Source organism: Thalassospira sp. (genome assembly GCF_040218635.1).
In the GTDB taxonomy this organism is placed as follows: Bacteria; Pseudomonadota; Alphaproteobacteria; order Rhodospirillales; family Thalassospiraceae; genus Thalassospira.
This window is the reverse complement of the sequence record NZ_JAVJRB010000005.1, coordinates 120486-145633: the sequence shown is the minus strand read 5'-3', so window position 1 is coordinate 145633 and position 25148 is coordinate 120486. Positions and strand designations below refer to the sequence as shown.

At 53.5% G+C, this 25148-nt stretch carries 23 protein-coding genes; 12 read left to right on the top strand and 11 right to left on the bottom strand.

The annotated features are described in order from the left end of the window. Positions 1-1620, top strand: coding sequence for an FAD-dependent oxidoreductase (locus tag RIC05_RS04135; RefSeq protein ID WP_350045229.1), 1620 nt, complete (start codon positions 1-3; stop codon positions 1618-1620). Positions 1621-1623: 3 nt separating this feature from the next. Beyond that, complete coding sequence (locus tag RIC05_RS04130) at positions 1624-2655, top strand: ABC transporter ATP-binding protein (RefSeq protein WP_350045230.1); 1032 nt, start codon at positions 1624-1626, stop codon at positions 2653-2655. Positions 2656-2781: 126 nt separating this feature from the next. Here the strand turns inward: RIC05_RS04130 and RIC05_RS04125 are convergent, their stop codons facing one another. Then, the gene (locus tag RIC05_RS04125) at positions 2782-3984 is read right to left on the bottom strand and encodes an aminopeptidase P family protein (RefSeq protein ID WP_350045231.1); all 1203 of its coding nucleotides are present in this window, start codon (positions 3982-3984) and stop codon (positions 2782-2784) included. 95 nt (positions 3985-4079) lie between these two features. Here RIC05_RS04125 and RIC05_RS04120 point away from each other — a divergent pair, with 95 nt between their 5' ends. The 6 genes from RIC05_RS04120 (at position 4080) to RIC05_RS04095 (ending at position 10919) form a co-directional block, all read left to right on the top strand. After that, on the top strand, positions 4080-4244 hold the full coding sequence (locus RIC05_RS04120) for a hypothetical protein (protein WP_350045232.1): 165 nt from the start codon (positions 4080-4082) through the stop codon (positions 4242-4244). 99 nt (positions 4245-4343) lie between these two features. Continuing rightward, positions 4344-6257: a transglycosylase domain-containing protein gene (locus RIC05_RS04115; protein ID WP_350045233.1), complete on the top strand. Its 1914-nt coding sequence runs from the start codon at positions 4344-4346 to the stop codon at positions 6255-6257. 172 nt (positions 6258-6429) lie between these two features. Further along, positions 6430-8433 carry a transglycosylase domain-containing protein gene (locus RIC05_RS04110; RefSeq protein WP_350045234.1) on the top strand — a complete coding sequence of 668 codons (2004 nt, stop codon included), beginning with the start codon at positions 6430-6432 and terminating at the stop codon, positions 8431-8433. A 223-nt stretch (positions 8434-8656) separates the two neighbouring features. Further along, positions 8657-9157 (top strand): hypothetical protein, encoded by a 501-nt coding sequence (locus RIC05_RS04105; protein ID WP_350045235.1) that lies wholly within the window; start codon positions 8657-8659, stop codon positions 9155-9157. Between the two features lie 137 nt (positions 9158-9294). After that, positions 9295-10005, top strand: coding sequence for a transposase (locus RIC05_RS04100; protein WP_350045236.1), 711 nt, complete (start codon positions 9295-9297; stop codon positions 10003-10005). A 62-nt stretch (positions 10006-10067) separates the two neighbouring features. Further along, entirely contained in the window at positions 10068-10919 is an 852-nt protein-coding gene (locus RIC05_RS04095; protein WP_350045237.1) for a hypothetical protein, read from the top strand. A 294-nt stretch (positions 10920-11213) separates the two neighbouring features. On the opposite strand, the gene argE is transcribed toward RIC05_RS04095, so the two are convergent. The 4 genes from argE to RIC05_RS04075 all read right to left on the bottom strand — a co-directional run bounded on the left by argE (position 11214) and on the right by RIC05_RS04075 (position 15670). Continuing rightward, on the bottom strand, positions 11214-12392 hold the full coding sequence (gene argE, locus RIC05_RS04090; RefSeq protein WP_350045238.1) for an acetylornithine deacetylase: 1179 nt from the start codon (positions 12390-12392) through the stop codon (positions 11214-11216). Positions 12393-12406: 14 nt separating this feature from the next. Continuing rightward, on the bottom strand, positions 12407-13909 hold the full coding sequence (locus RIC05_RS04085) for a tripartite tricarboxylate transporter permease (RefSeq protein WP_350045239.1): 1503 nt from the start codon (positions 13907-13909) through the stop codon (positions 12407-12409). 17 nt (positions 13910-13926) lie between these two features. Then, entirely contained in the window at positions 13927-14457 is a 531-nt protein-coding gene (locus RIC05_RS04080; protein ID WP_350045240.1) for a tripartite tricarboxylate transporter TctB family protein, read from the bottom strand. A gap of 223 nt (positions 14458-14680) precedes the next feature. Continuing rightward, positions 14681-15670, bottom strand: coding sequence for a Bug family tripartite tricarboxylate transporter substrate binding protein (locus RIC05_RS04075; RefSeq protein ID WP_350045241.1), 990 nt, complete (start codon positions 15668-15670; stop codon positions 14681-14683). A gap of 256 nt (positions 15671-15926) precedes the next feature. On the opposite strand from RIC05_RS04075, the gene RIC05_RS04070 reads away from it, so the two are divergent. Continuing rightward, entirely contained in the window at positions 15927-16832 is a 906-nt protein-coding gene (locus tag RIC05_RS04070; protein WP_350045242.1) for a LysR family transcriptional regulator, read from the top strand. 105 nt (positions 16833-16937) lie between these two features. On the opposite strand, the gene RIC05_RS04065 is transcribed toward RIC05_RS04070, so the two are convergent. Together RIC05_RS04065 and RIC05_RS04060 are read right to left on the bottom strand one after the other, a co-directional pair. After that, a complete protein-coding gene (locus RIC05_RS04065; RefSeq protein ID WP_350045243.1) occupies positions 16938-17567 on the bottom strand; it encodes a LysE family translocator in 630 nt (209 codons plus the stop codon). 26 nt (positions 17568-17593) lie between these two features. Next, positions 17594-18310: a M48 family metallopeptidase gene (locus RIC05_RS04060; protein ID WP_350045244.1), complete on the bottom strand. Its 717-nt coding sequence runs from the start codon at positions 18308-18310 to the stop codon at positions 17594-17596. Between the two features lie 221 nt (positions 18311-18531). Between RIC05_RS04060 and RIC05_RS04055 the strand changes: the two genes are divergently transcribed. The 3 genes from RIC05_RS04055 to RIC05_RS04045 all read left to right on the top strand — a co-directional run bounded on the left by RIC05_RS04055 (position 18532) and on the right by RIC05_RS04045 (position 22598). Then, the gene (locus RIC05_RS04055; protein ID WP_350045245.1) at positions 18532-19752 is read left to right on the top strand and encodes an argininosuccinate synthase; all 1221 of its coding nucleotides are present in this window, start codon (positions 18532-18534) and stop codon (positions 19750-19752) included. Between the two features lie 79 nt (positions 19753-19831). Beyond that, positions 19832-20578, top strand: a complete 747-nt coding sequence (gene truA, locus RIC05_RS04050) for a tRNA pseudouridine(38-40) synthase TruA (RefSeq protein ID WP_350045246.1) — start codon at positions 19832-19834, stop codon at positions 20576-20578. Positions 20579-20894: 316 nt separating this feature from the next. Beyond that, a complete protein-coding gene (locus RIC05_RS04045; RefSeq protein WP_350045247.1) occupies positions 20895-22598 on the top strand; it encodes a methyl-accepting chemotaxis protein in 1704 nt (567 codons plus the stop codon). Positions 22599-22623: 25 nt separating this feature from the next. Here the strand turns inward: RIC05_RS04045 and RIC05_RS04040 are convergent, their stop codons facing one another. The 4 genes from RIC05_RS04040 to RIC05_RS04025 all read right to left on the bottom strand — a co-directional run bounded on the left by RIC05_RS04040 (position 22624) and on the right by RIC05_RS04025 (position 25126). After that, entirely contained in the window at positions 22624-23346 is a 723-nt protein-coding gene (locus RIC05_RS04040) for an LrgB family protein (RefSeq protein WP_350045248.1), read from the bottom strand. Continuing rightward, entirely contained in the window at positions 23346-23723 is a 378-nt protein-coding gene (locus RIC05_RS04035) for a CidA/LrgA family protein (protein ID WP_350045249.1), read from the bottom strand. The genes RIC05_RS04040 and RIC05_RS04035 overlap by 1 nt, the downstream gene beginning before the upstream one ends. A 287-nt stretch (positions 23724-24010) precedes the next feature. Continuing rightward, positions 24011-24346, bottom strand: a complete 336-nt coding sequence (gene arsC / locus RIC05_RS04030) for an arsenate reductase (glutaredoxin) (protein WP_350045250.1) — start codon at positions 24344-24346, stop codon at positions 24011-24013. 72 nt (positions 24347-24418) lie between these two features. Continuing rightward, the gene (locus tag RIC05_RS04025) at positions 24419-25126 is read right to left on the bottom strand and encodes a regulatory protein RecX (protein ID WP_350045251.1); all 708 of its coding nucleotides are present in this window, start codon (positions 25124-25126) and stop codon (positions 24419-24421) included. Positions 25127-25148: the final 22 nt, after the last annotated feature.

Here is a 25148-nt window from a genome sequence, read left to right as displayed (position 1 = left end):
ATGAAAGAACTTGGTTCTGATCTTGTCATCATCGGAGGTGGCCTTGGCGGGGTCGCAGCAGCATTGTCTGCGCTTAAACTCGGTCGGTCCGTAATCCTGACCGAAGAGTTCAAATGGCTCGGCGGGCAGCTCACAACCCAGGCAGTCCCGCCAGATGAAAACCCGTGGATCGAAAGCGACGGCTCCACCGCAAGTTACCGGGAACTGCGTGCGCATATTCGCGATTACTATCGTCGCAATTACCCGCTTACCGAATCAGCAAAGGCCGATGAGAACCTTAATCCCGGCAGCGGCAATGTATCACCAATCTGTGCCGAACCCCGCGCCGGGGTTGCCGCGATTGATGCGATGCTGGCCCCGTGGTTTGCCACCGGCCGTTTGACGGTTTTGACGAACACAAAACCAATCGCGGTGGAAACCGACGGCGACAGCTTTGCCTCGGTCACGGTCAATTCTGCGGAATATGGCGAAATGGTTCTGACCGGCTCATACTTCGTCGATGCGACAGAACTGGGCGATCTTCTCGAACTTGGCAATGTCGAACATGTCATTGGTGCGGAAAGTCGGGCACAGACGGGGGAGCCCGCAGCGCTTGATGGCGAAGCAGATCCGAATGATCAACAGGCGGTAAGCTGGTGCTTCGCCATGAGCTATCATCCCGATGAAGATCACACGATCGAGCGGCCTGAGAATTACGATTACTGGCGCAATTACAAGCTCGACTTCTGGCCGGACAATCAGCTTTCCTTCATCGGTCCGAACCCGGTCACACTTGAACCCGATAACCGTCCGCTTTTTGTCGGCGACAGTGATCAGGAATTTGCTGCTGATAACTGGCACTATCGTCGGATCTTCTATCGCCGCAACCATGTCGGGAACGGTTATCCGTCCGATGTCTGCCTCGTGAACTGGCCGCAAATCGATTACTGCGACGGACCAATTGTGGGTGTTTCTGCGCAAGAAGCCCAAAAGCATCTTGAAGGCGCCCGCCAATTGTCCTTGTCCATGCTCTATTGGATGCAGACAGAAGCACCACGTCATGATGGCGGGTATGGCTATCGCGGATTGAAACCCGCAGGCAATGTCATGGGAACGCTCGATGGGCTGACGATCGCGCCCTATATCCGCGAAAGTCGCCGCATCAAGGCGCTTTTCACCATCACGGAAAACCATGTCGGTATTGATGCCCGCGAAGGCTTGGTCGGGGCGGAACAGTTCCATGATTCAGTCGGTGTTGGCAGCTATCGCATTGATTTGCATCCCTCAACCGCACCGCGCAATTATGTCGATATCGCAAACTGGCCGTTCCAGATCCCGCTTGGAAGCCTGATTCCAAAGCGTGTTAAAAACCTTTTGCCGGCATGTAAAAACATCGGCACCACCCACATCACCAACGGGTGTTACCGACTGCACCCGGTCGAATGGAATATCGGCGAAAGTGTTGGTGCCCTTGCCGCCTATTGTCTTGATCACGACATCAGCCCGCGGGCTGTCCGAGAAACCGCAGACAAGCTCGAAGGTTTCCAGCATCTGCTTTCGAGCCGCTTTGACGTCCCGCTGTCTTGGCCAAAGCATATCCGCGAAACACCAAGGCTCGAACTTTTCGGGCGTGTGGGGTAAACTATGGCGAAACTCGAACTGAAAGATGTCAGGAAATCCTATGGCCCGGTTGAGGTCATCAAGGGCATTGACCTGACCATCGAGGATGGGGAGTTCTGCGTCTTTGTCGGACCTTCAGGCTGTGGCAAGTCGACCTTGCTGCGCATGATCGCCGGTCTTGAAGATATTTCAGACGGAACATTCGAGATTGATGGCACCCGGATGAACGATATCGCCCCCGCCAAACGCGGTATCGCCATGGTGTTTCAGTCCTATGCCCTGTATCCGCACCTTTCGGTGCGCGACAACATCGCCTTTGGCCTGAAAGTGCGCAAAACACCGGCGGCCGAAATTGACACCCTCGTCAATGACGCAATCGCCATGCTGCAGCTTGATACGTTGGCAGACCGATACCCGCGTGAGCTTTCTGGCGGACAACGACAACGCGTGGCCATTGGCCGCGCGATTGTCGGTCAGCCTGAAACATTCCTGTTTGATGAACCGCTATCCAACCTTGATGCGGAACTTCGGGTGCATATGCGCACCCAGATTTCCGAATTGCATGACCGGTTAGAGCGGACAATGATCTATGTCACCCACGATCAGGTCGAAGCCATGACCCTTGCCGACAAGATCGTGCTGCTACGCGGTGGGAAAATCGAACAGGTTGGCTCCCCACGTGATTTGTATGAACGGCCGCAAAACCTGTTTGCCGCTCAGTTCATCGGTGCGCCAAAGATGAACATTTTCGATCTGGAAAATGAATTCGCTTCACTCCGAAACAGCCTGAAACTGCCTTTAAGCGCACACCATTGCGGGATCCGGCCCGACAGCTTCGAAATCGTTCCGGATGGTAAAGGCATCCTTACCGCAACGGTCAAATTGGTCGAATATCTGGGGAATTCCTGCCTCGTTCACGCCCATGTCGAGGGCCGGGACCCTATTATCATCGAACAACCGGTTAACACAGCCGCCAAAACCGGGCAGCGGATTTCACTAAACGCAAGCCCAGGTCTGGTCCATGCTTTCGGACCGGACGGAAATCGCATTGAATAGCCGATCAAGCACGGCACTTGTGTGAAGGCTTTCATCCAGATTTGGGCATACGTGACGCACCGCATAAAACGAAAACGGGCCTGCATCACGCGGGCCCGTTTTCGTGTGTCTATTGTCCTGTGTGGCTTACCCGACCACATTAAATTCCGGGCCATACGGGTATCCGGTGATGTTTTCATTGCCATCTTCGGTGATGACCAGAATGTCATGTTCGCGGTACCCCCCGGCACCGGGTTTGCCATCCGCGATGGTCAGCATCGGTTCCATGCTGATCACCATGCCCGGTTCAAGAACCGTGTCGATATCTTCACGCAGCTCAAGCCCTGCTTCGCGCCCGTAATAGTGCGACAGAACGCCAAAGCTGTGGCCATAGCCGAATGTGCGGTATTGCAGCAAATCGCGCTCGGCAAAGAAATCATTTATCTTGTGCGTGATCCCGGCACAGGACGCACCGGGTCCGAGCAGCGACATGCCATATTCATGGGCTGCCACATTGGCGTTCCAGATTTGAAGGCTGGCATCATCAACGGTGCCGACAAAAAGCGTGCGTTCAAGGGCCGTGTAATAGCCCGATATCATCGGAAAAGTGTTGAGCGACAGGATATCGCCGCGCTGTAATGTGCGCGCGGTGACCGGGTTATGCGCCCCGTCGGTATTGATCCCTGACTGGAACCACACCCAGGTATCGCGGTATTCCGCATCGGGGAACCGCTTGGCGATTTCACGTTCCATTGCATCGCGCCCGGCCATGGCAACATCAATTTCGCGCACCCCTTCTTTGATGGCGTCTTTAATCGCATAGCCACCAATATCGGCAACCTCCGCACCGGCACGGATCAGCGCAATTTCCGCCGGTGATTTATGCATCCGCTGGCGCATGGTTGCAGGCGCTATATCTTCGCTGCGCGCCGGTGTCAGGAATTCATCAAACAGCGCCTTTTGCGCCAACGTGATGTGATCGCCTTCAAAGCCGATCACCTTGCCCGGCCCGGTCACCGATAAAATCGCCCGCCAGTAATTGTTTCGCTGCCAGTCGGTATAGGTAATGTTGTCGCCATGACAACGGCGCCAAGGCTGTGCCGCGTCAATGCCTGCACTGATCGTCACACTTTGCGATTTTGTGACCACAAGCGCATAGGGGCGACCAAAGGCGCAATAGAGAAAGCCGGAATAATAGGCAATATTGTGCATTGATGTGAAAATACAGGCTTCAACGCCAAGCTTATCCATCGTGCTGCACAATCTTGCAAGACGCGCGTCATACTCCGCATCTGCGAACGGCAGGTTGCGGTGTCCTTGGTGAAAACGGTAAAAATCCGGGCGATCCATACGCAAAATCCCTCTTTTGGGCGTTGCCGCAAGGGGTGGGTGACCTCCCCCTGTCTTGGTAACGACAAAGCAAGATCCCGGCGTTCAGGATATGAATGATGATGAAGATCGGGCGCGCATTTGCACTGGCGACGCCATCGCCAACCCGTTTTCCCATCTTTGGCGAGATGGGCCGATTTGACAAGAAAATTCTAATGGGATCAGTCAGCTCTTGGTTTGCCGGGCTCTCGCCAAATTGGTTTGCCGAAATTATGCTGTAAAACCCCGCGTTAAAGTATTTTCTTAACGGCTTGGCGGTTTACTGTTGGGGAACACCATATAAAACACGATAAAACACGGGCAATTAACGGATATCTGGCGTGGCAGACGAAGACGAAGAGCAAAGCGGCGGACAATCAGCTGCCCAGTCAGCAATGCGGCGCATTGCCGACAAAGAACTGCGATCCATTCGCCGGCGCATTCGCAGGCGACGGTCGCTTCTGATCGGCTTTGGCCTGGCTATTGTCGCACTTGCCGTCTTTGGCATCAGCTATTCGATCCAGTCCAATCTTGATCTCAGCCGCAACATGATCCGAAGCCCGGAAGTCCGCATTCTGGGCTATGACGGGGCCCTGCTTGAAACGATTGGCGGGCGCTATAGTCAGGATGTGTCGCTGACGACCTTGCCCGAACGGGTGCAAAACGTATTTGTTGCCGCCGCCGATCCCGGTTTCTATGATCATATGGGGGTATCGGGGGCCGATTTCGCCCGCATCTTTAGCAACAGTGCCGGATCCGGTTCGACGATCACGATGAAGGTCGCGCGCAGCTTCTTTAAAAACAAGGCCAATGGCCCCGGCCGCCATTTGCAGGAATTCCTTGTCGCCCTGTGGCTGGAATGGAGCTTTAACAAGAAAACCATTCTGCGAAGCTACCTTGAACGGTCTTACTTGGGGCGCGGGATTTTCGGCATCACGGCAGCAGCCCGCATCTGGTATGGCGGCCCGTATGAACGCATGACCCTGCATCAAACCGCCGTTCTTGCCGCCGCGATCAGCGATCCTGAAAAGTTCGATCCGCTCTATTACCCAAGCGAAACCGCGGCTGAAGCAAACGAAATTCTTGCCAGACTGGGGCGCTATAAATTCATCGAAGCAGACCGTGTTTCCGCCCTGACCCTGGTCAGTCCGAAACTTGATGTGCAATATGAAGAAAACGTGCTCTCGGGCTATGTTGTCGACATGGTGCTCGAAGAAGTGGCCGACATCGTCGGTTATAGCAGCCGCGACATTGATGTCGTCACAAGCATTGATCTCAAAGTCCAGAACCTGGCCCAGGAAGTCGTCCGCGAAGTTGCCGATTTGCGCCTGAAACCGCGCGGTGCGGATGAAGTCGGCCTGATTTCAATCAGCCCCGAAGGCCGCATTCGCGCCCTGATCGGCGGCACGGATTATTCCCCGTTCCAGCGCAACCGCGTCACCGATGTCCGCCATCCGGCAGGGCGCATGATGAAAATCGCCACATACTATTATGCGCTGAATGAAAACAGCGACCCGGCCCAATGGGTGCGCGATAACCGCATGGCGGTTGGCGGATGGCGCCCGATCAACCCGGATCGCGAATATAAAGGGCAAATTTCCCTGCGCGAAGGGTTTGTCCGTGATGTAAATACCGTACCGACCAATCTGGCCGATCATTTCGGGCTGCTCAATGTCCGGCAATATGCCCGCGATATCGGGATCACAAGCCCGCTTTCGACCGATATCCGAACCGTGGTCGGCCTTGATCCGGTGACCGTAAGCGATATCGCCGCCATCCATGCCCTGCCGCAAAATTCCGGCAAGCCGGTTCAGATGACCCTGATCAACAAGGTTTCCTTTAGCGATGATAATGACGCAGAACCGATTTATCAGCGTGTGGATGCGACACAGCTCAAACGCCTGACCGACGAAGCCATTCAGGCATCTTATGTGCTTTATGCCAGTGTGACCGACCCGCAAGTTCGCCTTGATCGGCCGTTTGCCGGATATGGCACCGTGGCCGGTGGCGGAACCGATGCATGGTATGTCGGGTTCTCGTCCGATTTGATTACCGCTGTTTGGGCAGGAAATGATAAACGCCAACGCATGGACGTGCGCGGTGACGTAGAACTTGCGTCTTTGTGGCGGTTATTTATGCTGGATGCCCATGACGGATTACCGATCCGTTCGATGGTGCGTGCATCATCTCAACGGCGTCGCGATGGCGATGGTGTAACAGACCTGTGGAAACAGGGTTTGAACGAAAAAAATTGAAAAAATAGTGACTAAACGGGGAGACGGGGGACTCCCTCCTCGGTTGGGACACACATATATAAAGTACGCCAGATAAGGCGGCCCACCTGTTGCCTTGGCAAAGCCCGTTGCGGTTTTGTCAAACCGACAGGTGTGCATACCCTATGTCTGGACCAGACCGATAGGTGCATCTGTGGCCCAAAGAGAATTCAAAAGACGGACAAGCGTTCGCAAAGGTTCAACCGAAACCCGGAAAAAGAAAAAACGCGTCAGCAGTTCGGGCAAAGGCAAGGGCGGTCTTTTTGCGCGTCTGGGCGATATGATTCCGGGGCCGGAAGCGATTGCCAAATTCATCGTATTGGGCAGCATCTGGGTCACGGTTCTGGGCGGGGGCGTTATTGCCTATTATGGCTATGGCCTGCCCGATAAAGTCAGTTTTGACGTTGCCAGTGAACGCAAACCGTCAATCCGGGTCATCAGTATTGATGGCGCAACGCTTGCCTCCTATGGCAACCGCTATGGCAACCCGGTCGAGGTTCGCAACCTGCCCGAATATGTCGGACAGGCTTTTGTCTCGATCGAAGACCGTCGCTATTACGATCATTTCGGCATTGATGTCGTCGGGATCATGCGCGCGAGCTGGGCCAATCTGACCTCTGGCCGGATTGTCGAAGGTGGCAGCACCATCACCCAGCAGCTTGCCAAAAACCTGTTCCTGTCACCTGAACGCAGCTTCGGCCGCAAGATCGAAGAAATCCTTCTGGCGATCTGGCTTGAATTCAAATTCGACAAACAGCAGATATTATCGCTCTATCTCAACCGGATTTATTTCGGATCGGGCCTGTATGGCATTGATGCCGCCGCGCGTCATTATTTCGGCACCGACCCGCGCCGCTTGAACCTCTATGACGCCGCCGTTCTGGCCGGCCTGCCAAAGGCACCAAGCCGCTATAACCCGATGGTCGATCCGGTCATCTCGGCCGAACGGGCCAATCTTGTGATCGATGCGATGGTCTCCACCGGCGCACTGACCAAGGCACGCGGTGATCGTGCCAAGCAGTTCCGTGTGCGCACGGCGCGCAAGGCCCAGACAGGCCCCGGTGTGCGATATTTCTCGGACTGGGTTCTGGATCGTGTGCGCGATTATGTCGGCTATGTTGATCAGGACCTTCTGGTGCATACGACCCTTGATTCCCGTCTGCAGGAAATGGCCGAATTCAGCCTTGAACGTACATTGGAAAGCAACGGGGCGAAGGCAAAAAAAATCTCGCAAGCAGCCATGTTGGCCATGACGCCGGACGGGGCAGTACGTGCGATGGTTGGCGGACGGGATTATTTTGAAAGTCAGTATAACCGCGTGACACAGGCGCGGCGTCAACCCGGATCGGTGTTTAAACTGTTTGTCTATCTGGCCGGTCTGGATAAGGGACTGGGGTCCAATGACTGGATGCGCGACGTTGCCATTTCGATCAACGGGTGGGAGCCGCGTAACTTTGACCGCCAAAACCACGGCACCATGTCGATCCGCGATGCGGTGGCAACATCGAACAATTCCATTGCCGTTCAGATGGCAATGGAAGTCGGTCTGGACAAGGTGATCCAGAAGGCCCGCGATATGGGGGTTTCATCCACGCTCAAGGCCGAACCAAGTCTGGCCCTTGGTACCAGCGAAGTGTCGATGCTTGAACTGACCGGGGCTTACGCGATTGTCGCCAATGGCGGCTTTGCCGTCTTCCCGCATGCGGTCAGCAAGATTGTCGGGCGTGGCGGTGAAATCCTCTATGAACGCACCGATGATTTCCCCGGCCGCTTGATGAACCCGCTTCATGCCGGTGAAATGAACAATATGCTGGCCTCGGTTATTGCCAAGGGCACTGGACGCAACGCGATTATTGACCGTCCGTCTGCCGGTAAAACCGGAACCACATCCGATTACCGCGATGCCTGGTTCATCGGCTATACCGCCGAACTGGTTGCCGGTGTCTGGATGGGCAATGACGATGGCAGCCCGATGGATGAAGTCACCGGCGGGCAGCTTCCTGCAACGCTCTGGCATGATTTCATGCTCCATGCCCATCAAAACCTGCCGGTGCGCTCCTTGGGCAAAGCCGCGCTGGCCCGCTCGAAAAAAGTCGGCGAGGATGATAGCTGGCGCGACTTTACGGCGGGTTATAGTTCAGGCAATACCAAGCAGTAACCTGCATGGCGAACCACGCACCTCTGTAACACACAACAGGCATCCAATCGGGTGCCTGTTGTTTTATGGTCAATCTGTACAAACACAAAAAAGACCGGCATCGTTGCAAGTTAGGATTGTGGTCACGGCAGATATTCGTACGGGTGAGCGTCGTTTACTGGAATATGTTCTCGGGCCGATAGTTGCGGTATCGGGATGAGAGTTTAAGGGAAAGGTGATTGGTTTGTTCGGACGTTTGTTTGCTGCGCTGTTATTGATCTTCATTACTTTGCCGGGGGAGGCTCAATCTGAGGAGCGCTATGTGAATATTGAAGGAGAAGAAATGAAGTTGGGTGACTTATTTGATCATCCTGACGAGTTTGGCGGATTTTACGGGGTTTATGGAGGAGGTGTTTCCTATTTTATTCTTGGTTTAATAAATGGATTGGTCTTGGGCGAAGGAGAGGTTTCTCTAGATGATAATGGTGGGAAATATGTTATATGGTTTTCCAAAAGTGAAGTAGATTATAAAAATCTAATATCGTCTCTAGGCGGAAATGAAGATTTTAATCGTGGCAATATTGATGCTTTTGTGAGTTCAAATAGATCTTGCGCAATTGTCGGTCTTTCTGATTGGGATGGGATGGTTATAAATTTTTCGATGGTTGTTACAGACGGTAGTTATTATAATTATTACAAATGCTTGGTTATTTACTTTAAAAAATATTCTGATTTATTTGGATAAATCTGGTGGGGATGGTTTTGTTTCACCATTTCTAAAAAGGGGACAGATTTATTTTTTAGGGACAAGTAAAAAGGGGTACTAAAAAGGGGACAGATTTATTTTTGGGCGGTATACTCCCCTTTTTAAGGTTCATCCAAATGCCCCGCACCGGTCGGATCATCCTCCCCAACTTTCCCCATCACGTTGTCCAGCGTGGCCATAACCGGCAGGCGGTGTTCGCATCGGATGGTGATTTTCAACAATATCGTGATGATTTACGCACGGTGAGCAAGGCGCTTGATGTCAAGGTTTACGCATTCTGTCTGATGACCAATCACGTTCATTTGCTGCTCGACCCCGGTAACGAGGCCGCCAATCTGGCAAAGCTTATGAAGACGCTTGCCGGGCGGATGACCCGCTATCGCAATAAGCTCGAAGGTCGATCAGGCACCCTTTGGGAGGGGCGCTTCAAGTCAAGCCCGGTGCAGCTTGATGGCTACTTTCTTGAATGTTGCCGCTATATCGACCTTAATCCCGTGCGGGCTGGCATGGTATCCCATGCTGCGGATTATGCTTGGTCAAGCTATCGCTATCGTACTGCTGATAACGCAGACCAATGGCTCGCACCCTTGGCAGGGACAGAGCAATGGGGCGAGGGATCGGCTTTTCAGAAGCGCTATGCCAGCTTCGTCAATGAAGGTATTTCCGAGGAACGTTACGACCAGATCCATACTGCGATCCAACGTAACCAGTTAACCGGAAACCCGAAATTTGTTGATGAAGTTGCCGGGATTATCGGCAGACGCCTGGAGCAAAGAGGACCGGGACGACCGCGCAAAAGCAGTGAAGCTTTTGAGGATAAAAAATAAATCTGTCCCCTTTTTGTTCTGTACCGCGATCTTAGCGCACTGTTGAAAGCTCTCGTTGTAAAATGAATGATACCGAACGCGAAGCCGTCATACTCAATAGCGCATGGGAAATGATTGACGGTATGGTCAATTGGGCCATGTTCGAAAAAACCGATAGGACTGAATTGTCCAATCTATGGTTTCCGACCGGCCAACATCTGCAGTTGTTTCTTATTTTACTAGCTGACTTCCTCTCCCTGCCGCGTGCGTTTAAAGGGAAGCCTGTGCCACTTGGCCTCAGAGACCCGCCGAGCAACACCACCCCTGCCAATCTGACATTCTTGTTTCATTTGCGATATGTCTGCGCCAATCCGATCTTGGGTAAGGATACATCCGGGTTAAATTCCGCCGTTGAGGCTTTCGCAAACTGGCTTGAGTGCGAGTTTGTGGCAGAGGCTGTTAATCTTCATGACATAGATGCAGTCCTTGACCTCAAAGTATCACGCATTCAGTACATAAAAATGTGCGGTGATATAGCCAAACACAATCTTGCCCGTCTGGAAGCCAATGTATCAAAATTGCGTCGCCTCCTAGCAACAGCAGGGCATGACGTGGACGAGTCAGCCGCTTATCTCGCGATACCTACATTCTTCGAGTGGTTCGAAAACATTTTCATATACCACTCGAGCCAAATCGCAGAATTTTTGAATAACATTAGATGGGAGATTTACTGGTATCTACAACCAGAGTTCCGAAGATCCTATCACCGCAAAGAAGGTTGGACCGAAAGTCATCCATGGTACGCTTACCATGTTCCAGAATTGATTAAGCAACCCGTGGCCTACGCAATGTATTGGGATGCCATGAACCGAGCACGATCAACGCCGTTTGTGCAAAGGTTTAGCATCTCCGATTCAATGAAAATACGCTACTGAACCTTCCTTAGCATCAATTCATCGCCACTACTTCGATATCGTGATCCATTTGCGGAAAATGGCGACAGATTCATTTTTCCTTCTTTCCGCTAAGACCACAAAAAAAGACCGGCATCGTTTTCACGCGCCGGTCCAAGTTTGGTTTGCTTGCGGCTGCACCCTGTGGGGGGAGTGGATGCAGCCAGGGAGTTCTCACCTGTCGGGCGCTTGAGGTTCAGGGACTTTCGGTGTGGAAAGCTCCTAAAATTTCGCGGCCAGATGGCGCTGAGGGTGACGCAGCGCCGCGGTGAGATATCAGGCAGCTATTGCCTGATCTGTGAGCGCCTCAAGGAAGTCCAGACATTCCTCGATTTGCGAAATTTCAATGAATTCATTGGGCTTGTGGGCCTGTTTGATGCTGCCCGGACCACAAATGATTGACGGGATATTGCCCTGTTTTTCAAACACCCCGCCTTCCGAGCCATAAGAAACCTTGCCCGAAATATCGGGGATGATGTTGCGCACATACTCAAATCCGTCTGCATCCGTGCAATCGCCCATCCCCGGATAGGAAAAGATTTTCTCAAAGCTAAATCCGGTGTCATCTGCCTTTGCCTTCATCTCGGCATCAAGCGTTTCCATGATCGTGGCTTGAAGATCGGCAATGACTTTTTCGGCGTCATGATCGGGCAGGTGGCGGATTTCAAAGGTGAATTCACAATAATCCGGGGTAACGTTGGTGGCCGTTCCGCCGCCAATGGTGGTGGTCAGCATGGTGCTGTGCGGCACGGTGAAATCATCGTCAAACGGGCCGTTTTCTTCAAAATCACGCGCCTGCTGCGCAATCAGATTGATCGCACGGCTGGCATATTCAATGGCATTGACGTGATTGGGCGCAAACGAGCTGTGCCCGGCCGTTCCGGTCACGCCAACCCGCATGGAATATTTGCCCTTCTGGCCATTAATGACCTTCATGTCGGTCGGCTCCCCGATCACCGCCAGTCGCGGCGGGGTGTCCATCGCGGCCAAATGATCAACCATCGACCCAACCCCGATGCAGCCAACTTCCTCGTCATAAGACAGGCAAAGATGGAACGGGATCGCAAGATCGCGTTTGACCAGATCGGGGATCATCGCAAGCGCGCAGGCTGAAAAGCCCTTCATATCCGCCGATCCACGGCCAAACAATTTGCCGTCGCGTTCGGTCAACTCGAACGCCGGGCTGATCCATGTGGTTTCAAGCGCCGGCACAACATCGGTATGACCCGAAAGTGCGATGCCCGGAACCCCTTTGGGGCCAATGGTCGCCAAAAGGTTGGCCTTTTGACCGGTTTCGTCATGAAACAGCGTGGATTCAATGCCATATTGCGCCAGATAGTCGCGGACAAAATGGATCAGACCGAGATTCGAGTTTTTGCTTGTGGTGTCGAACGCAACCAGCTTGCCAAGAAGATCAATGGCATTGTGAAGACGCGACATGTTTGGTTTGGACATTTCTATTTCTCGGTTCAGGATGCGGACGCAGCGCGGGTATCACGCTTTTCGCGCCATTTCTTCCATTCGCGGCGAATGGTCAGAATGACGAACAGAACGGTCAGGGCAAAGAAGCCCCATGAAATCCATGACTGGAAGAAGACGCCAAGATCACCGCGCGAAATCGCCAGCGAACGACGCATATTGTCTTCAAACATCGGGCCAAGGATAAAGGCAATCAGGAAGGGTGCAGCCGGGATGTTGAGCAACATCATGGCAAAACCAACCACACCCATCACCAGAAGGACGGTAACGTCAAACGGGCTGGCCCCGATGGAATAGATGCCATAGACGCACAGGATCAAAATGCACGGTAAAAGCAAGGTTTGGGGAATGCGCGAGATTTTGGTAAACGCCCCTGCCGTTGCTTTCCCGGCAATAAACAGGAAGACGGAACTAAACAGGATCCCGACAAACAGCGCATAAACCTCGCCAAGGTTATTCTGGAATAAAAGCGGACCGGGGGTCAGGCCATGGATCATAAACGCACCGAGCATCACACCGGTAATCACATCACCCGGAACGCCAAGAGCCAAAAGCGGGATCATGGTCGCACCGCAGGCCCCGTTATTGGCCGATTCTGACGCAGCAACACCTTCAAGCTCGCCTTCGCCAAACTTATCGCCGTTTTTCGATGTCCGGCGGGCTTCGCTATAAGAAAAGAACGCAGCGGTCGACGGGCCAATGCCCGGAATGGCGCCAAGAACCACCCCGATCAACGACCCGCGACAGATCGATTTAAGCGACCCGCGGAATTCCGAAAGTGTCAGGCGGTTATCGCCAAGTTTCATCGCTTCGGTGTTTTCTTCTGACCGGAACACGATCATTTTGATCAGTTCAGGCAGGGCAAACAGGCCAATCAACACCGGCACCATACCAAGACCCGATTTCATGTCCTCGGACAGGGCAAAACGGTACGACCCATAGATATCTTCGCCAACCGTTGCCAGCAAAAGACCAAGACAGGCCGAAATGATGCCCAAAACCAGCGATCGGCCGGAAATACTGGCCACAATGGTCAAGGAAAACGCCATCAGCATAAAGAATTCCGGCGGACCAATCCGAAGCGCAAACATCGCCAACGGCATGGCAAGGAAGAACAGCGAAATGTTGGAAATAAAGTCGCCGATACAGCTTGAAACCAGCGCCATATTTAACGCCTTACCGCCTTTGCCCTGCCGGGCCAGCGGATAGCCATCAAGAACCGTACAGGCCGCCGATGCAGTGCCCGGCGTTTTGATCAGGATCGCCGAAATCGATCCGCCATAGGTCGATCCCTTATACAGGGCAACCAACAAAAGGATGCTGGTGACCGGCGGCAGATAAAACGTAAACGGCAAGGCCAGTGTCACGGCCATCGTCCCGGTCATGCCCGGGATCGCACCAATAATCACACCGCCCCAGATCCCGGCAAACATCGCCAGAAAATTCGGAAGCGTTGCCACAGACTGGAAGGCGAAAAGCAATTCATTCCACATAACGATGGGGCTTTCGATTAGGTCAGGGTTACGAGGTCAGAAAGGCTGTCGGAAAACAGCATGCCTTCGGGGAAGGGCGTATGAGTGACTTCGGTAAACAGCAGATACAGCAAAACCGGGAAAATGATCGAAAGGGCAATCATCGAGAACTTGCGTTCGAAATTGCCGGTCATGATGAATAAAACACCCAGCAAAACAACGGTTGCCGGGACAAACCCGATCACCGGCGCGCCATAGACAAAGGCGGCAAACAAAACCAGCAAACCGACAAAGCGCGCTATTTGAACCTTATGTCGGTTCAAACTGCCGCCAAACCCGGTGAGTTGATGGCGGCTGGCGTCGCGCATTTTGGGAAAGGCCAGGACAAGGGCCAAAATACCCATGACAAACCCGATGACGGCAACAACACGCGGCCACATATCAGGCGGCGGGGCAAATCCGGGGATGAAAGACGGAACCTTCACATAGATCGGGATCAGAACAAACAGGACGATGGCAAAGAACGCCGTTGCGACCAGTCCGGCATAAAAATCGCGATTTTGGTTCATGGTTCCGTCTCGCATTAAAATCTTCAATTAAAGAACGTTTGAACAATTCCCGGGATAGCGAACACATCCGCACCTTCTTGCCCGTCACCGTCATTCCCGCGAAGGCGGGAATCTGTCGAGGTCGCAACAAAGATGGAGTCCGGGTCAGCACCTTGCGCAGCCCGGAATGACGATGTTGGTCAATTCCGGGCTTTGCCTGCCATTCGGGACGTCTGCAAACGCCTTACTGGATATAGCCGAACTTCTGGGCCATGCCGTTGTAAAGTTCGAACTGGCTTTTGACGTAAGCGGACGGATCTTCATCACCGATGACCGAGATCGAACCGCGTTTTTTCGCCAGATCAAGCCACTGTTCGTTGGTCGAAACATTGCCAAGAACATCGGTCCATTTTGCCACGACGTCTTCCGGAAGACCTTTCGGTGCGTACAGACCGCTCCAGCCGCCAACCTGACCAGCCTGAGCATAACCAAGTTCTTTGGCGGTCGGGACGTCCGGAAGCGCTTCCATGCGTTTTGGCGAATAGACCATCAACGGGCGCATTTTACCGGCTTCGATGTGGGGCATCAAAGAACCGGCGGCAATCGCCAGAAAATCAACGTGACCGCCAAGAAGGGCAGCGGCCAAAGCAGAGCCGCCTTTATATGGCACGAGGGTGGATGCGGTCAGCGGATCAAGATCAAGATCGGACAGAAGTGCCTGAACCGAGAAGCCGTCAATCGCGGTGGGGCCGGATGCGGCATAGGTGGTTGCACCGTCGCTGTCTTTAATCTTTGCGATCAAATCATCGATGGTTTTGACGTCCGAATTTGCATTCACGGCCAGAATCATCGGGGTGGATTCAAGAATGCCAAGGAAGGTGTAATCGTCCCAGCCAACCGGGCTGTCTGCATAAACAGCCGGATACAGCGCCATGCCAACGCGCGACAGCAAAAGGGTATAGCCATCCGGCTTCTGTTCGGTCACGAAACGCGCACCGTTCATGCCGCCATTGCCGGTCTTGTTAACAACCACGATTGGCTGACCGTCGGTATAGTTACGCGCGGTTTCAGCAAGTGCGCGACCTGCCAGATCCGATGCACCACCGGCACCATACGGCACAACAAGGGTGATTGCTTTTTCAGGATAGGCATCTGCCTGGGCGGTCGAAATCATGGTGGTTGTCGCTAGGATGGCGGCAGCTAGGCCGGCTGCTTTTTTGAGCTGACGAAACATTTTCATGTCTCCCTGTTTGGTGGTGGCACGATTGCCGGAGCTCTGACTTTTCTTTTTGTGCCTTAATCCATAGACAAACTATAACCCGTGACGCAAAAAATTAATTCCAGTATAACTAATTTACATACTGAACAGCCTTGAGCTGATATAAGATGCTCCGAGCTGACGCTTAAGCAGGCTGAGCTGCTAGGACAACAGCCCTGAGCATGCAGGCTGATCAACCCCAAGAAAATCGACCCACCATCGGAGCCGCCACATGAATGTCCGTGAACTTGAAAGCTTCAATGCTTTTATGACCTATGGGTCAGTTACCAAGGCGGCACAGGCGATGAATGTCAGTCAGCCGATGGTCAGTCGGTTGCTCAATAACTTTGAAAAATCGGTCGGGTTTGCCCTGTTCATTCGCAAACGCAATCAGCTGACCGCCACCACCGAGGCCCAGCAATTTCACGGAACGGTCTTGCGCTCGCTCAACGCCTTTCGCGAAGTCGAAACCCAGGCCCGGGCAATTGCCAATGATCAGTTGGGCGCGATCCGGATTGCTGCCCAGCCGATCTATGTTGATACCTATCTGTTGGACGTGGTCGCAAAGTTCAAACGTGCCCACCCCAATGTGTCGGTCAGTGTCACCGATACCGGGCTTGAAGGCATGCTCGATATGCTCTCGACCCGTGAATGTGATCTTGGCATTGGCATCACTCTTGATCTGCAAGACCCCAATGTCGTGATCACGCCGCTGGCGCAATCACGTGCGGTTTGTCTGATGCCGGTTGATCATCGGCTGGCCGGGTTCGAAACAATTGATATCGACCTTTTGCGCGGCGAAGACTTTGTCGAGCTTTCCATCGGATCGCCCTTGCGCACCAAGATCGACTATATTTTCCAGATTGCCGGTTGGCCGCGCAAGATCGCAGTGGAAGGCCGCACCATCAGAACCATCTCGCGGCTGGTGGAGCGCAATGTCGGCATCGCGGTCAGCGATCCGTTCGCTGCCCTGCTGGTTGACAAAGACAAAGTCGTCGCCCGCACCCTGACCCCGGCCATTGAATGGGATGTTGCCCTGTTCACCGCATCACGTGAACTCAGTGCGGTGGAAAAAAGCTTCCTGGCATTCTTGCGCGCCGAACTGCCCAATTTGCGTGCGAGTGGATGTATTGTATGAGGATTTATCTGACGGTTTCGAAGGCGCTTCTGTGGGAGCGGATCATTCTTCAAAAATGGAGCAGGTCATTATTCACTAATTTTGAATAATGGGCGTGATTATTCATTAACGCTTGTCAAAGGCCAGCTTGGCGGCAAGGCCCAGAAACACGCAGCCGGTAAAGATTTGAAAGCCGCGTGCGATCTTGGCCGACCTTGATAAAACAGCCCCCAGTTTCCCGGCAAATCCGCCGACCAGACAATTAATAATCGTCCCGCCGATATTTAAAATCAGCCCGAAAATCAAAAACTGCCCCAACACCGAACCGCGCGCCGGATCAACAAATTGCGGGATGAAAGCCAGCACAAAGACAATGATTTTCGGGTTCAAAAGGTTCACCACAATCCCGTCACGCCAGGCGCTAAAGGCGCTGGAACGCTGGGTTTTTGCCGGTTCTAGCGTCTGGGTTCCGGCGCGAAACGCACCGATCGCCAGCCACACCAGATAGGCAATCCCCGCCCAGCGCAGGACCTCCAACGCAACCGGATGGGCCGCCACCAGTGCGGCCAGACCAAGACCGGCCAGAAGGGTATGGATCATTGCCCCGGTGGCAATCCCGAAACTCGCGGCATTGCCTGCTTTCGGGCCGGATTTAATCCCCTGTCCCAGACAAAACAGCATGTCATTGCCCGGCGTCATATTCAGGGCCAGGGCGGTGGGAATAAAAATCGCCAGCGTTTCAATCGGGATCAACATCAATGGGTCTCTAACACTTGAGTTTTCTAGCTTCCTTCACCGTAACGGTGCAGGGCAGAGCCGTTTCTTTTAAGCCAGTGTTGCTGTTTTTTCGATGGACCATACAACTCTTCAACCACGGCCCAGAACCGGGCAGAATGGTTAAGTTCCTGTAGATGAGCGACCTCGTGGGCAACCACATAATCAAGCACATCTTCAGGCGCCAAAACGAGTCGCCAGCTAAAGGACAGATTGCCATTTGATGAACAACTGCCCCAGCGCGTGCGGGTGTCTTTCAGCGAGATGCGATTGACTTTTTTGCCAAGTTTTTCGGCATATTCATGGGCGCGCGGGGCGATTTCAAGCTTGGCCTGTTTCTTGAGAAAATCGGTCACACGGCGATTGGTATATTCGGGCAAACCTGACACCCAGATGATCCCGGATTCGGCCCAGACACCGCGCTTTGCCTCGGGCACAGCACGGATGGCGTGGTCGTGACCCATAAAGGGAATCCACGCACCGGGGACAAATTGCACCCGGTCTGGCAGTCGTTGAATATGGGCGGTAACCCAGTCGCCATGTTGAAAAAGCATCGAGATCGCGGTTTTGCGCGATACCCCGTTGGGGACGACAATTTCCACCCCGTCAAACGCCGGATCGATGCGCAATTTGAGTCGCGACGCGCGCGCACTGGGCCGCAATCGCACCGGCAACGGTCCGATTTTGGGCATATCGATTTCGGTTTCTTCGGCGTTTATGAGCATTCGGAGTGGTTTTTTCCAAAAGCGATGCGAAATTTTACGGGTTTTTGTGCCTTTTTGGCATCCAGCCCAATCTTGGGCCTTGCCCCGTGATAGTGTTTTCCTATACTCCGCGCTCAAGGTCTAGGGGCGAATTGCGACATGATGTTTGCAGACCCCGACGGGACGCTGGCCGATGTGCGCCGCGCCCTGCATTACATCGGAAGAAGAAAGGCGTCACTCCAATGAGCGATCAGGTCAAAAAGGTAGTCCTTGCCTATTCAGGTGGGCTTGATACTTCCATCATCCTGAAATGGCTGCGCGAACAGTATAACTGCGAAGTCGTGACTTTCACCGCCGATCTCGGCCAGGGCGAAGAGCTTGAGCCAGCCCGTAAAAAGGCAGAGATGTTTGGCGTCAAACAGATTTTCATCGAAGATCTGCGCGAAGAATTCGTACGCGATTACGTCTTCCCGATGTTCCGTGCCAATGCCCTGTATGAAGGTGTCTATCTGCTTGGTACGTCAATCGCCCGTCCGCTGATCGCCAAACGTCAGATCGAGATCGCCAAAGAAGTTGGTGCCGATGCGGTTTCGCACGGCGCAACCGGCAAAGGTAACGATCAGGTCCGTTTCGAGCTTGGCTATTACGGCCTGAAGCCGGACGTCAAAGTGATTGCCCCATGGCGTGAATGGGAACTGAATTCCCGTACCGCTTTGCTGGACTTCGCCCGGAAACACCAGATTCCGATTTCGGCCGACAAAGCCGGTGGCGATGAGCCGCCCTATTCGACCGATGCCAACCTTCTGCATATTTCTTATGAAGGTAAGGCGCTGGAAGATCCGTGGACGAAGCCGAACGAAAATATGTTCATGCGCACGGTTTCGCCACAGAACGCACCGGATGCCATCACCACGATTGAAATCGAGTTTGAAAAAGGTGACCCGGTTGCAGTCAACGGCGAACGGATGAGCCCGGCCACGTTGCTGACAGCTCTTAACGACGTTGCAGGCAAAAACGGGATTGGTCGTCTTGATCTGGTTGAAAACCGCTATGTCGGCATGAAGTCGCGCGGCGTTTATGAAACCCCGGGCGGCACGATCCTGATGACCGCGCACCGCGCAATGGAAAGCATCACGCTGGACCGTAACGCCGGTCACCTTAAAGACGAACTGATGCCGCGTTATGCCGAGATGATCTATAACGGGTATTGGTGGTCACCAGAACGTCAGGCATTGCAGCGCCTGATCGATGACACCCAGCGTTCCGTGAACGGCACCGTTCGCCTTGATCTGTATAAAGGCAACGTCACCGTCACCGGTCGTAAGTCGCCGAATTCGATCTATTCCGAAGAACACGTCACGTTTGAAGCCGACACGGTTTATGACCAGCATGATGCAGAAGGCTTTATCAAGCTTAATGCGCTGCGTCTGCGTCTTGGCTATGGCAATGACGACCTGAAATAATCACGCATTGTTTGTGTGACGTGACGAGGGGCATCAATGCCCCTCGTTTTCGTTTGAAAGCCGGGATATAAAGCACCCTATGCAGCGTTATAAATGCACCGTTGAATATGATGGCCGTCCCTATCACGGCTGGCAATATCAGGACGAAGTGATTTCGGTTCAGAAGGTTTTTGAAACCGCGATCGAAAAATTCGTCGGTGAATTTGTGCGCGTCTATGTCTCGGGCCGGACGGATGCCGGGGTGCATGCGCTGGGTCAGGTCGTTCATTTTGATCTGCCGAAATACTACCCGGCCGAGGCCGTGATGAATGCGATCAACCATCACCTTAAACCGGCCCCGGTTGCGGTTAAAATCTGTGATGAAGTATCAGAAGACTTCCATGCCCGTTTCTCATCGAAGAAACGCTATTACATGTATCGCATCATTAATCGCCGCGCCCCGCTGACATTCGAAGCAGGCCTTGCGTGGGGCATCTATAAGCCGCTTGATATCGATGCCATGAACGAAGCCGCCCGGCATCTGATCGGCACGTTTGATTTCACCAGTTTCCGGGCCAGCGAATGTCAGGCCAACAGCCCGATCAAGACGCTGGAAAAGCTTGAAGTCACGCGCAGCCACGAAAACCCGCTTGAAATCCGTGTCCACACCGAAAGCCGATCCTTCCTGCATCATCAGGTCCGCAATATGGTCGGAACACTGGTTCTGGTTGGTAAGGGCAGCTGGAAACCGATTGATGTGAAACACGCGCTTGAGGCCTGTAACCGCGCCGCAGGTGGGCCGACCGCCCCGGCAGACGGGTTGTATTTTGTTAAAGTCGATTACTGATTTTTCGATCCTCGATAAATAATCCCTGAACAATCCCCATATCAAAATTGATCAATGCTGTGCCCTGACAGGTGCATGGTTTTGGCGTGTCTGACCGGGGAGCATGTTCGATTGGTGTTCATTGAGCCGCAAAACGCTCGGTTAAAACCTATGCAAACGTATGGTGTTAATCCCTATACAAAAGGATTAATCCTGTTATTTTATATTTTATAAGGATGCTAAATCCTGGCGCCAAGACCTTACGAAATGTGCCTTGAAATCCATGGTTGTTACCTGAATTCCTGGTTCGGGTCGCAATGGCGAATAGGGAGTGATCATGTCTAAGAGTCTGATTTTAAAAGTAGCCTTGGCTGCTGTCGCCATCCTTATCGGGGGTGTCATATTGCTTGGCGTGTTGATCATGCAGCGTGTTGATCAGCAAGTTGCCAGCGATAGTCTTGCGTCGCAGAAGCTTAATCTGCGTGTCGCAGCATTGTTGCTGCAGGATGCCAATCCTGACTTCACCATGACGATTACAAAAGACGGTGAAACATCAAAGCTGGTGATGCCGGAAATCCCGGATTTGTCATCGCACGCCCTGATTGACCGGATCGGAACCGCGACGGGCCAGACGGCCACGGTATTCGCCTATGTTCCGGCCGAAAAAGATTTCATCCGTGTTTCGACCAATATTATCAAACCCGATGGCAACCGCGCGGTTGGCACGATGCTTGGCAAAGGCAGTGCGGCATATGCGCCGATCATGTCGGGCAATACATTCCGCGGCGAGGCCTTAATTCTTGGCACCGAATATGTCACCCAATACAGCCCGATCATGACACCGGCTGGTGATGTTCTTGGTATCCTTTATGTCGGGATCAAAAAGGCAGAAGTCGCAGCCGTTGCAGGCGAGATCGAAGCTCGTATTGCGATTGTCGGCGTGATCGTTGCGATTGTATCGGCCCTTCTTCTGTTCTTGTTGCTGCGTTGGCAGCTTGGACCGCTGGCGGTTCTCAGCCATACGATTTCGCGGTTTGTGGATCGCGACTTTAGCGAGGAAGTTTCCTTTACCGAACGCAAGGACGAGATCGGCCTGATCGCAAGTGGTCTGGTGCGGTGGCGGGAAACGGCGGCAAAGATCGACGAAGCCGAAGAGGCACGTGTTGCTGCGGAAAAGCGTTCCGAACAGGAAGGCATTGCCCAGCGTAACCGTCTTGCCCAAGACCTTGAACAAACCGTCGGGCAAATCGTTTCATCGGTCCGGGCGGCAACGGGTGGCATGTTAAAATCCACCGAGCAAATGCGTCATTCTGCAAATCATTCGGTTCATCAAAGCCAGAAGGTATCAGAGGCGGCCAATGATTCGGCGCGCAATGTTCAGACGGTTGCGGCAGCGACTGAAGAACTGTCTGCATCCATTAGCGAAATCGGCGGTCAGGTTCGTGAATCGACCTCTATTGCCGAAGCAGCCGTGGACGAGGCATCGCGGGCCAATGAAATGGTCGGCGGGCTTGCCGAGGCGGCAGAACGTATCGGTCAGGTTGTCAGCCTGATTAACGATATCGCATCGCAGACCAACCTTTTGGCCCTGAATGCAACGATTGAAGCGGCCCGTGCCGGTGAAGCAGGCAAAGGCTTTGCCGTTGTGGCACAGGAAGTTAAAAATCTTGCCAATCAGACAGCCAAAGCGACCGAGGAAATTGCCCAGCAGATCGGCGCTATTCAGGGTGAAACCAAGGTGACGGTTGAAGCCATTGAAAAGGTCACTCAGACAATTTCGTCAATCAGCGAGATTGCCAACGGTATTGCCTCTGCGGTGTCTGAGCAAAACTCGGCTGTGAACGAGATCGCCAATAGCGCAACCAGTGCATCAACCGGATCAAGCGAAGTGGTCGCCAATATGGATGAAATCCATAAGGCGGCCAGCAGCAGCGGTGCTGCTGCGGGTGAGCTTGATGAGACTGTTGGTGCGATGGCCAAACAGATCGATACCCTGCAAGGAACTGTTTCAGAGTTCCTGACCAAATTGCGTGCAGGTTAATGCGTTCTTTCGGGTGAGCTTCGGCTCACCCGAATATCCAGTGCCATAAGAACGGAATGGTGATGGCGGTGGCCATGGTATTCAGCCCCATGGCCAAACCGGAAAAGGCCCCGGCGGTTTCATTGACCTGAAACGCACGGGCAGTCCCGATCCCGTGTGATCCGACGCCCATGGCAAATCCCCGCGCACGCCAGTCTTTCAAACCCGCCATATTCATTACCATCGGGCCCAATGTCGCACCGACAATGCCGGTTGCAATCACGCAAACAGCGGTGAGGGCCGGAACCCCGCCGATTTCATCGGCTATGCCCATGGCAACCGGAGTGGTGACCGATTTGGGTGCCAAAGATGCCAGCGTTTCCGGGCTTGCCCCCAAGGCCCATGCCAGAAGAACCGTGCTGGCACTGGCGACCAATGATCCGAACAGAACGCCAAAGACAATGACGGGCATCGCACGTTTCAGGGTTTCCATCTGACGAAACAGCGGCACGGCCAAGGCAACAGTTGCCGGGCCCAACAGGAAGTGCACGAATTGTGCGCCTTCGAAATAGGTGGCATAGGGCGTGTCGGTGATGTGAAGAAGAAACGCGATCAGGGCGATGGCAATCACCACCGGATTGCAGATCGGGTTGCGGTTGCTTTTCTGATATAGCCAGAACCCGATGGCATAGGCGACAAGGGTGATGGTCAGCCCGGTCAGCGGTTTGGCCGACAGATAAACCCAAAGCTGTGTGATGTCGGTTTCCATTACGAGGCATCCTTTGCATTGGTCGTAGCGGACGCATCGGTTGGTTTGGGCAGCAGTTTTGACATCAACATGGCTGTTAGAACAATCGCAAGCAAGGTCGATACGATCAGGGCTGCGGCAATCGGCAGCCAGTCGCCCTTAAGGCGGTCAATCTGGGTGACAACGCCGACACCGGCAGGCACAAACAGCAATGAAAAATGGATCAGAAGGTTATCTGCCGCATCGGTCAGGACCTTGGGCGGCTTGCGGCTGATCAACAGGCCAAAGAACAACAGCACCAGCCCGATCACCGGGCCGGGAACGGGCATGTCGAACAATTCCGATATGACTTCGCCAAATAACTGGCAAACGAGGATCAGGGCGAATGCGGCAATCATGGGTGGCCTCCCGATATGTGGTCTTGTTTTGCGTTTCTATCGCATAGACATAATGGCATCGGGAGCGTTCTACTTTAACTAATTACGAAAAACGCCCATGCCGAACGGGCACAGGCGTTTAGAATTCGGGTGTATCCAGTGCGGCGCATGAAGCACCATGGACTCCCGCCTTCGCGGGAGTGACGGTGCTGTTTGGGGGCAGGAAATTCTGTTTCGTCATTCCCGCGAAGGCGGGAATCTACTTAGGTATCAATATCTTGTCGGGGATGGTGCGTGGCCGCGTGACGTCAGAGGATATCCAGCACGTTCTCCGGCGGTCGGCCCAAAGCGGCCTTATGACCATTCACGACAATCGGGCGTTCAATTGCGCGCGGATGGGCGCAAAGGGCTTCGATCAGATCAGTGCCGCGCAAATCAGCAATGCCTTCTTCCCTGGCTTCTTTCTTGCGCAGGATGTCTTCGGGTTTCATGCCGAGCATATCAAGAATGCCTGAAAGCTCCTGCGGGGTGGGTGGCGTATCAAGATAGGCAATCACATCAGGCGTAATGCCCTGTTCTTCGATCAGCGCCAAGGTCTGGCGGGATTTCGAGCAACGTGGATTGTGATAGATGCGGACCATCATGTGTCGGGTCTCCGTATCGGGAAAGGAATGCCAGGGTCTGAACCCAATTGATAACGGGCATTGGCCGATCAATCAAATGCCGTCGATCATGGACAAAAGATCGCCGAGTTCGTCAAGGTCGCTATTGATGATCCGGGTGGCGGTGTCATAGCCAAATCCCTGGCGCGCAAGGGCGGCCATGTCCTTGTCGCGTTTTTCTTCGCGGATATCAGGACGGCGCCATGGGCCAAGGCGGCGGCGTCTGGCATAGGCGGCGGCCGCGGCAATATTGGGATCGGTGCTGCGGACTTCTTCATAAGCGGCCTGATCGGCTTCGGCCTTTAGGTCCGTGATGGCCTGATCAATTTGATGGGCAGCAATACCGCGTGCGGATAAATCAGCGGCAATGACCCGGATGGCCTTGCCTTTGCGCAGCAGTGATCGCGCGCGGCCCTTGGCATAGGCATCATCATTTATGAAACCGGCTTTCTCGCAGGCCGATAGAACCGAATTCATCCATTGCATGGCTTCGTCGGGATCGGTTCCATATTCGGCCGCCGAAATACGGATTTTGCCGCGCATCAGTTTTTCAAGCCGGGCACGCGAGGCGGTAAACCGTTCGAGATACCAGGTGGCATAATTCATCAGATAGTCGCGGGTGACTTTGCGCGGTCGTTTGGGATCGCGTTGCGTGTTCTTTGAATTTTTGGCCCCGGAACTGGCAAAACGGGCGTTGCCGCCAAGCTTTTTTTCAGGCTCTAACGCCACTGTTTCCGGGCCTTGACGCTGTTTATCGTTCATATCAGCCGTCATGAATGAATAC

Bases quoted from the DNA above. Each gene is read 5' to 3' on its own strand.
- truA (WP_350045246.1), top strand. From the start codon at position 19,832: ATGCAGCGTTATAAATGCACCGTTGAATATGATGGCCGTCCCTATCAC.
- RIC05_RS04040 (WP_350045248.1), bottom strand. From the start codon at position 23,346: ATGGAAACCGACATCACACAGCTTTGGGTTTATCTGTCGGCCAAACCG.
- RIC05_RS04060 (WP_350045244.1), bottom strand. From the start codon at position 18,310: ATGCTCATAAACGCCGAAGAAACCGAAATCGATATGCCCAAAATCGGA.
- RIC05_RS04035 (WP_350045249.1), bottom strand. From the start codon at position 23,723: ATGATTGCCGCATTCGCCCTGATCCTCGTTTGCCAGTTATTTGGCGAA.
- arsC (WP_350045250.1), bottom strand. From the start codon at position 24,346: ATGATGGTCCGCATCTATCACAATCCACGTTGCTCGAAATCCCGCCAG.
- RIC05_RS04130 (WP_350045230.1), top strand. From the start codon at position 1,624: ATGGCGAAACTCGAACTGAAAGATGTCAGGAAATCCTATGGCCCGGTT.
- RIC05_RS04075 (WP_350045241.1), bottom strand. From the start codon at position 15,670: ATGTTTCGTCAGCTCAAAAAAGCAGCCGGCCTAGCTGCCGCCATCCTA.
- RIC05_RS04120 (WP_350045232.1), top strand. From the start codon at position 4,080: ATGATGATGAAGATCGGGCGCGCATTTGCACTGGCGACGCCATCGCCA.
- RIC05_RS04025 (WP_350045251.1), bottom strand. From the start codon at position 25,126: ATGAACGATAAACAGCGTCAAGGCCCGGAAACAGTGGCGTTAGAGCCT.
- RIC05_RS04125 (WP_350045231.1), bottom strand. From the start codon at position 3,984: ATGGATCGCCCGGATTTTTACCGTTTTCACCAAGGACACCGCAACCTG.
- RIC05_RS04085 (WP_350045239.1), bottom strand. From the start codon at position 13,909: ATGTGGAATGAATTGCTTTTCGCCTTCCAGTCTGTGGCAACGCTTCCG.
- RIC05_RS04080 (WP_350045240.1), bottom strand. From the start codon at position 14,457: ATGAACCAAAATCGCGATTTTTATGCCGGACTGGTCGCAACGGCGTTC.
- RIC05_RS04100 (WP_350045236.1), top strand. From the start codon at position 9,295: ATGCCCCGCACCGGTCGGATCATCCTCCCCAACTTTCCCCATCACGTT.
- RIC05_RS04045 (WP_350045247.1), top strand. From the start codon at position 20,895: ATGTCTAAGAGTCTGATTTTAAAAGTAGCCTTGGCTGCTGTCGCCATC.
- RIC05_RS04135 (WP_350045229.1), top strand. From the start codon at position 1: ATGAAAGAACTTGGTTCTGATCTTGTCATCATCGGAGGTGGCCTTGGC.
- RIC05_RS04070 (WP_350045242.1), top strand. From the start codon at position 15,927: ATGAATGTCCGTGAACTTGAAAGCTTCAATGCTTTTATGACCTATGGG.
- RIC05_RS04095 (WP_350045237.1), top strand. From the start codon at position 10,068: ATGAATGATACCGAACGCGAAGCCGTCATACTCAATAGCGCATGGGAA.
- argE (WP_350045238.1), bottom strand. From the start codon at position 12,392: ATGTCCAAACCAAACATGTCGCGTCTTCACAATGCCATTGATCTTCTT.
- RIC05_RS04065 (WP_350045243.1), bottom strand. From the start codon at position 17,567: ATGTTGATCCCGATTGAAACGCTGGCGATTTTTATTCCCACCGCCCTG.
- RIC05_RS04055 (WP_350045245.1), top strand. From the start codon at position 18,532: ATGAGCGATCAGGTCAAAAAGGTAGTCCTTGCCTATTCAGGTGGGCTT.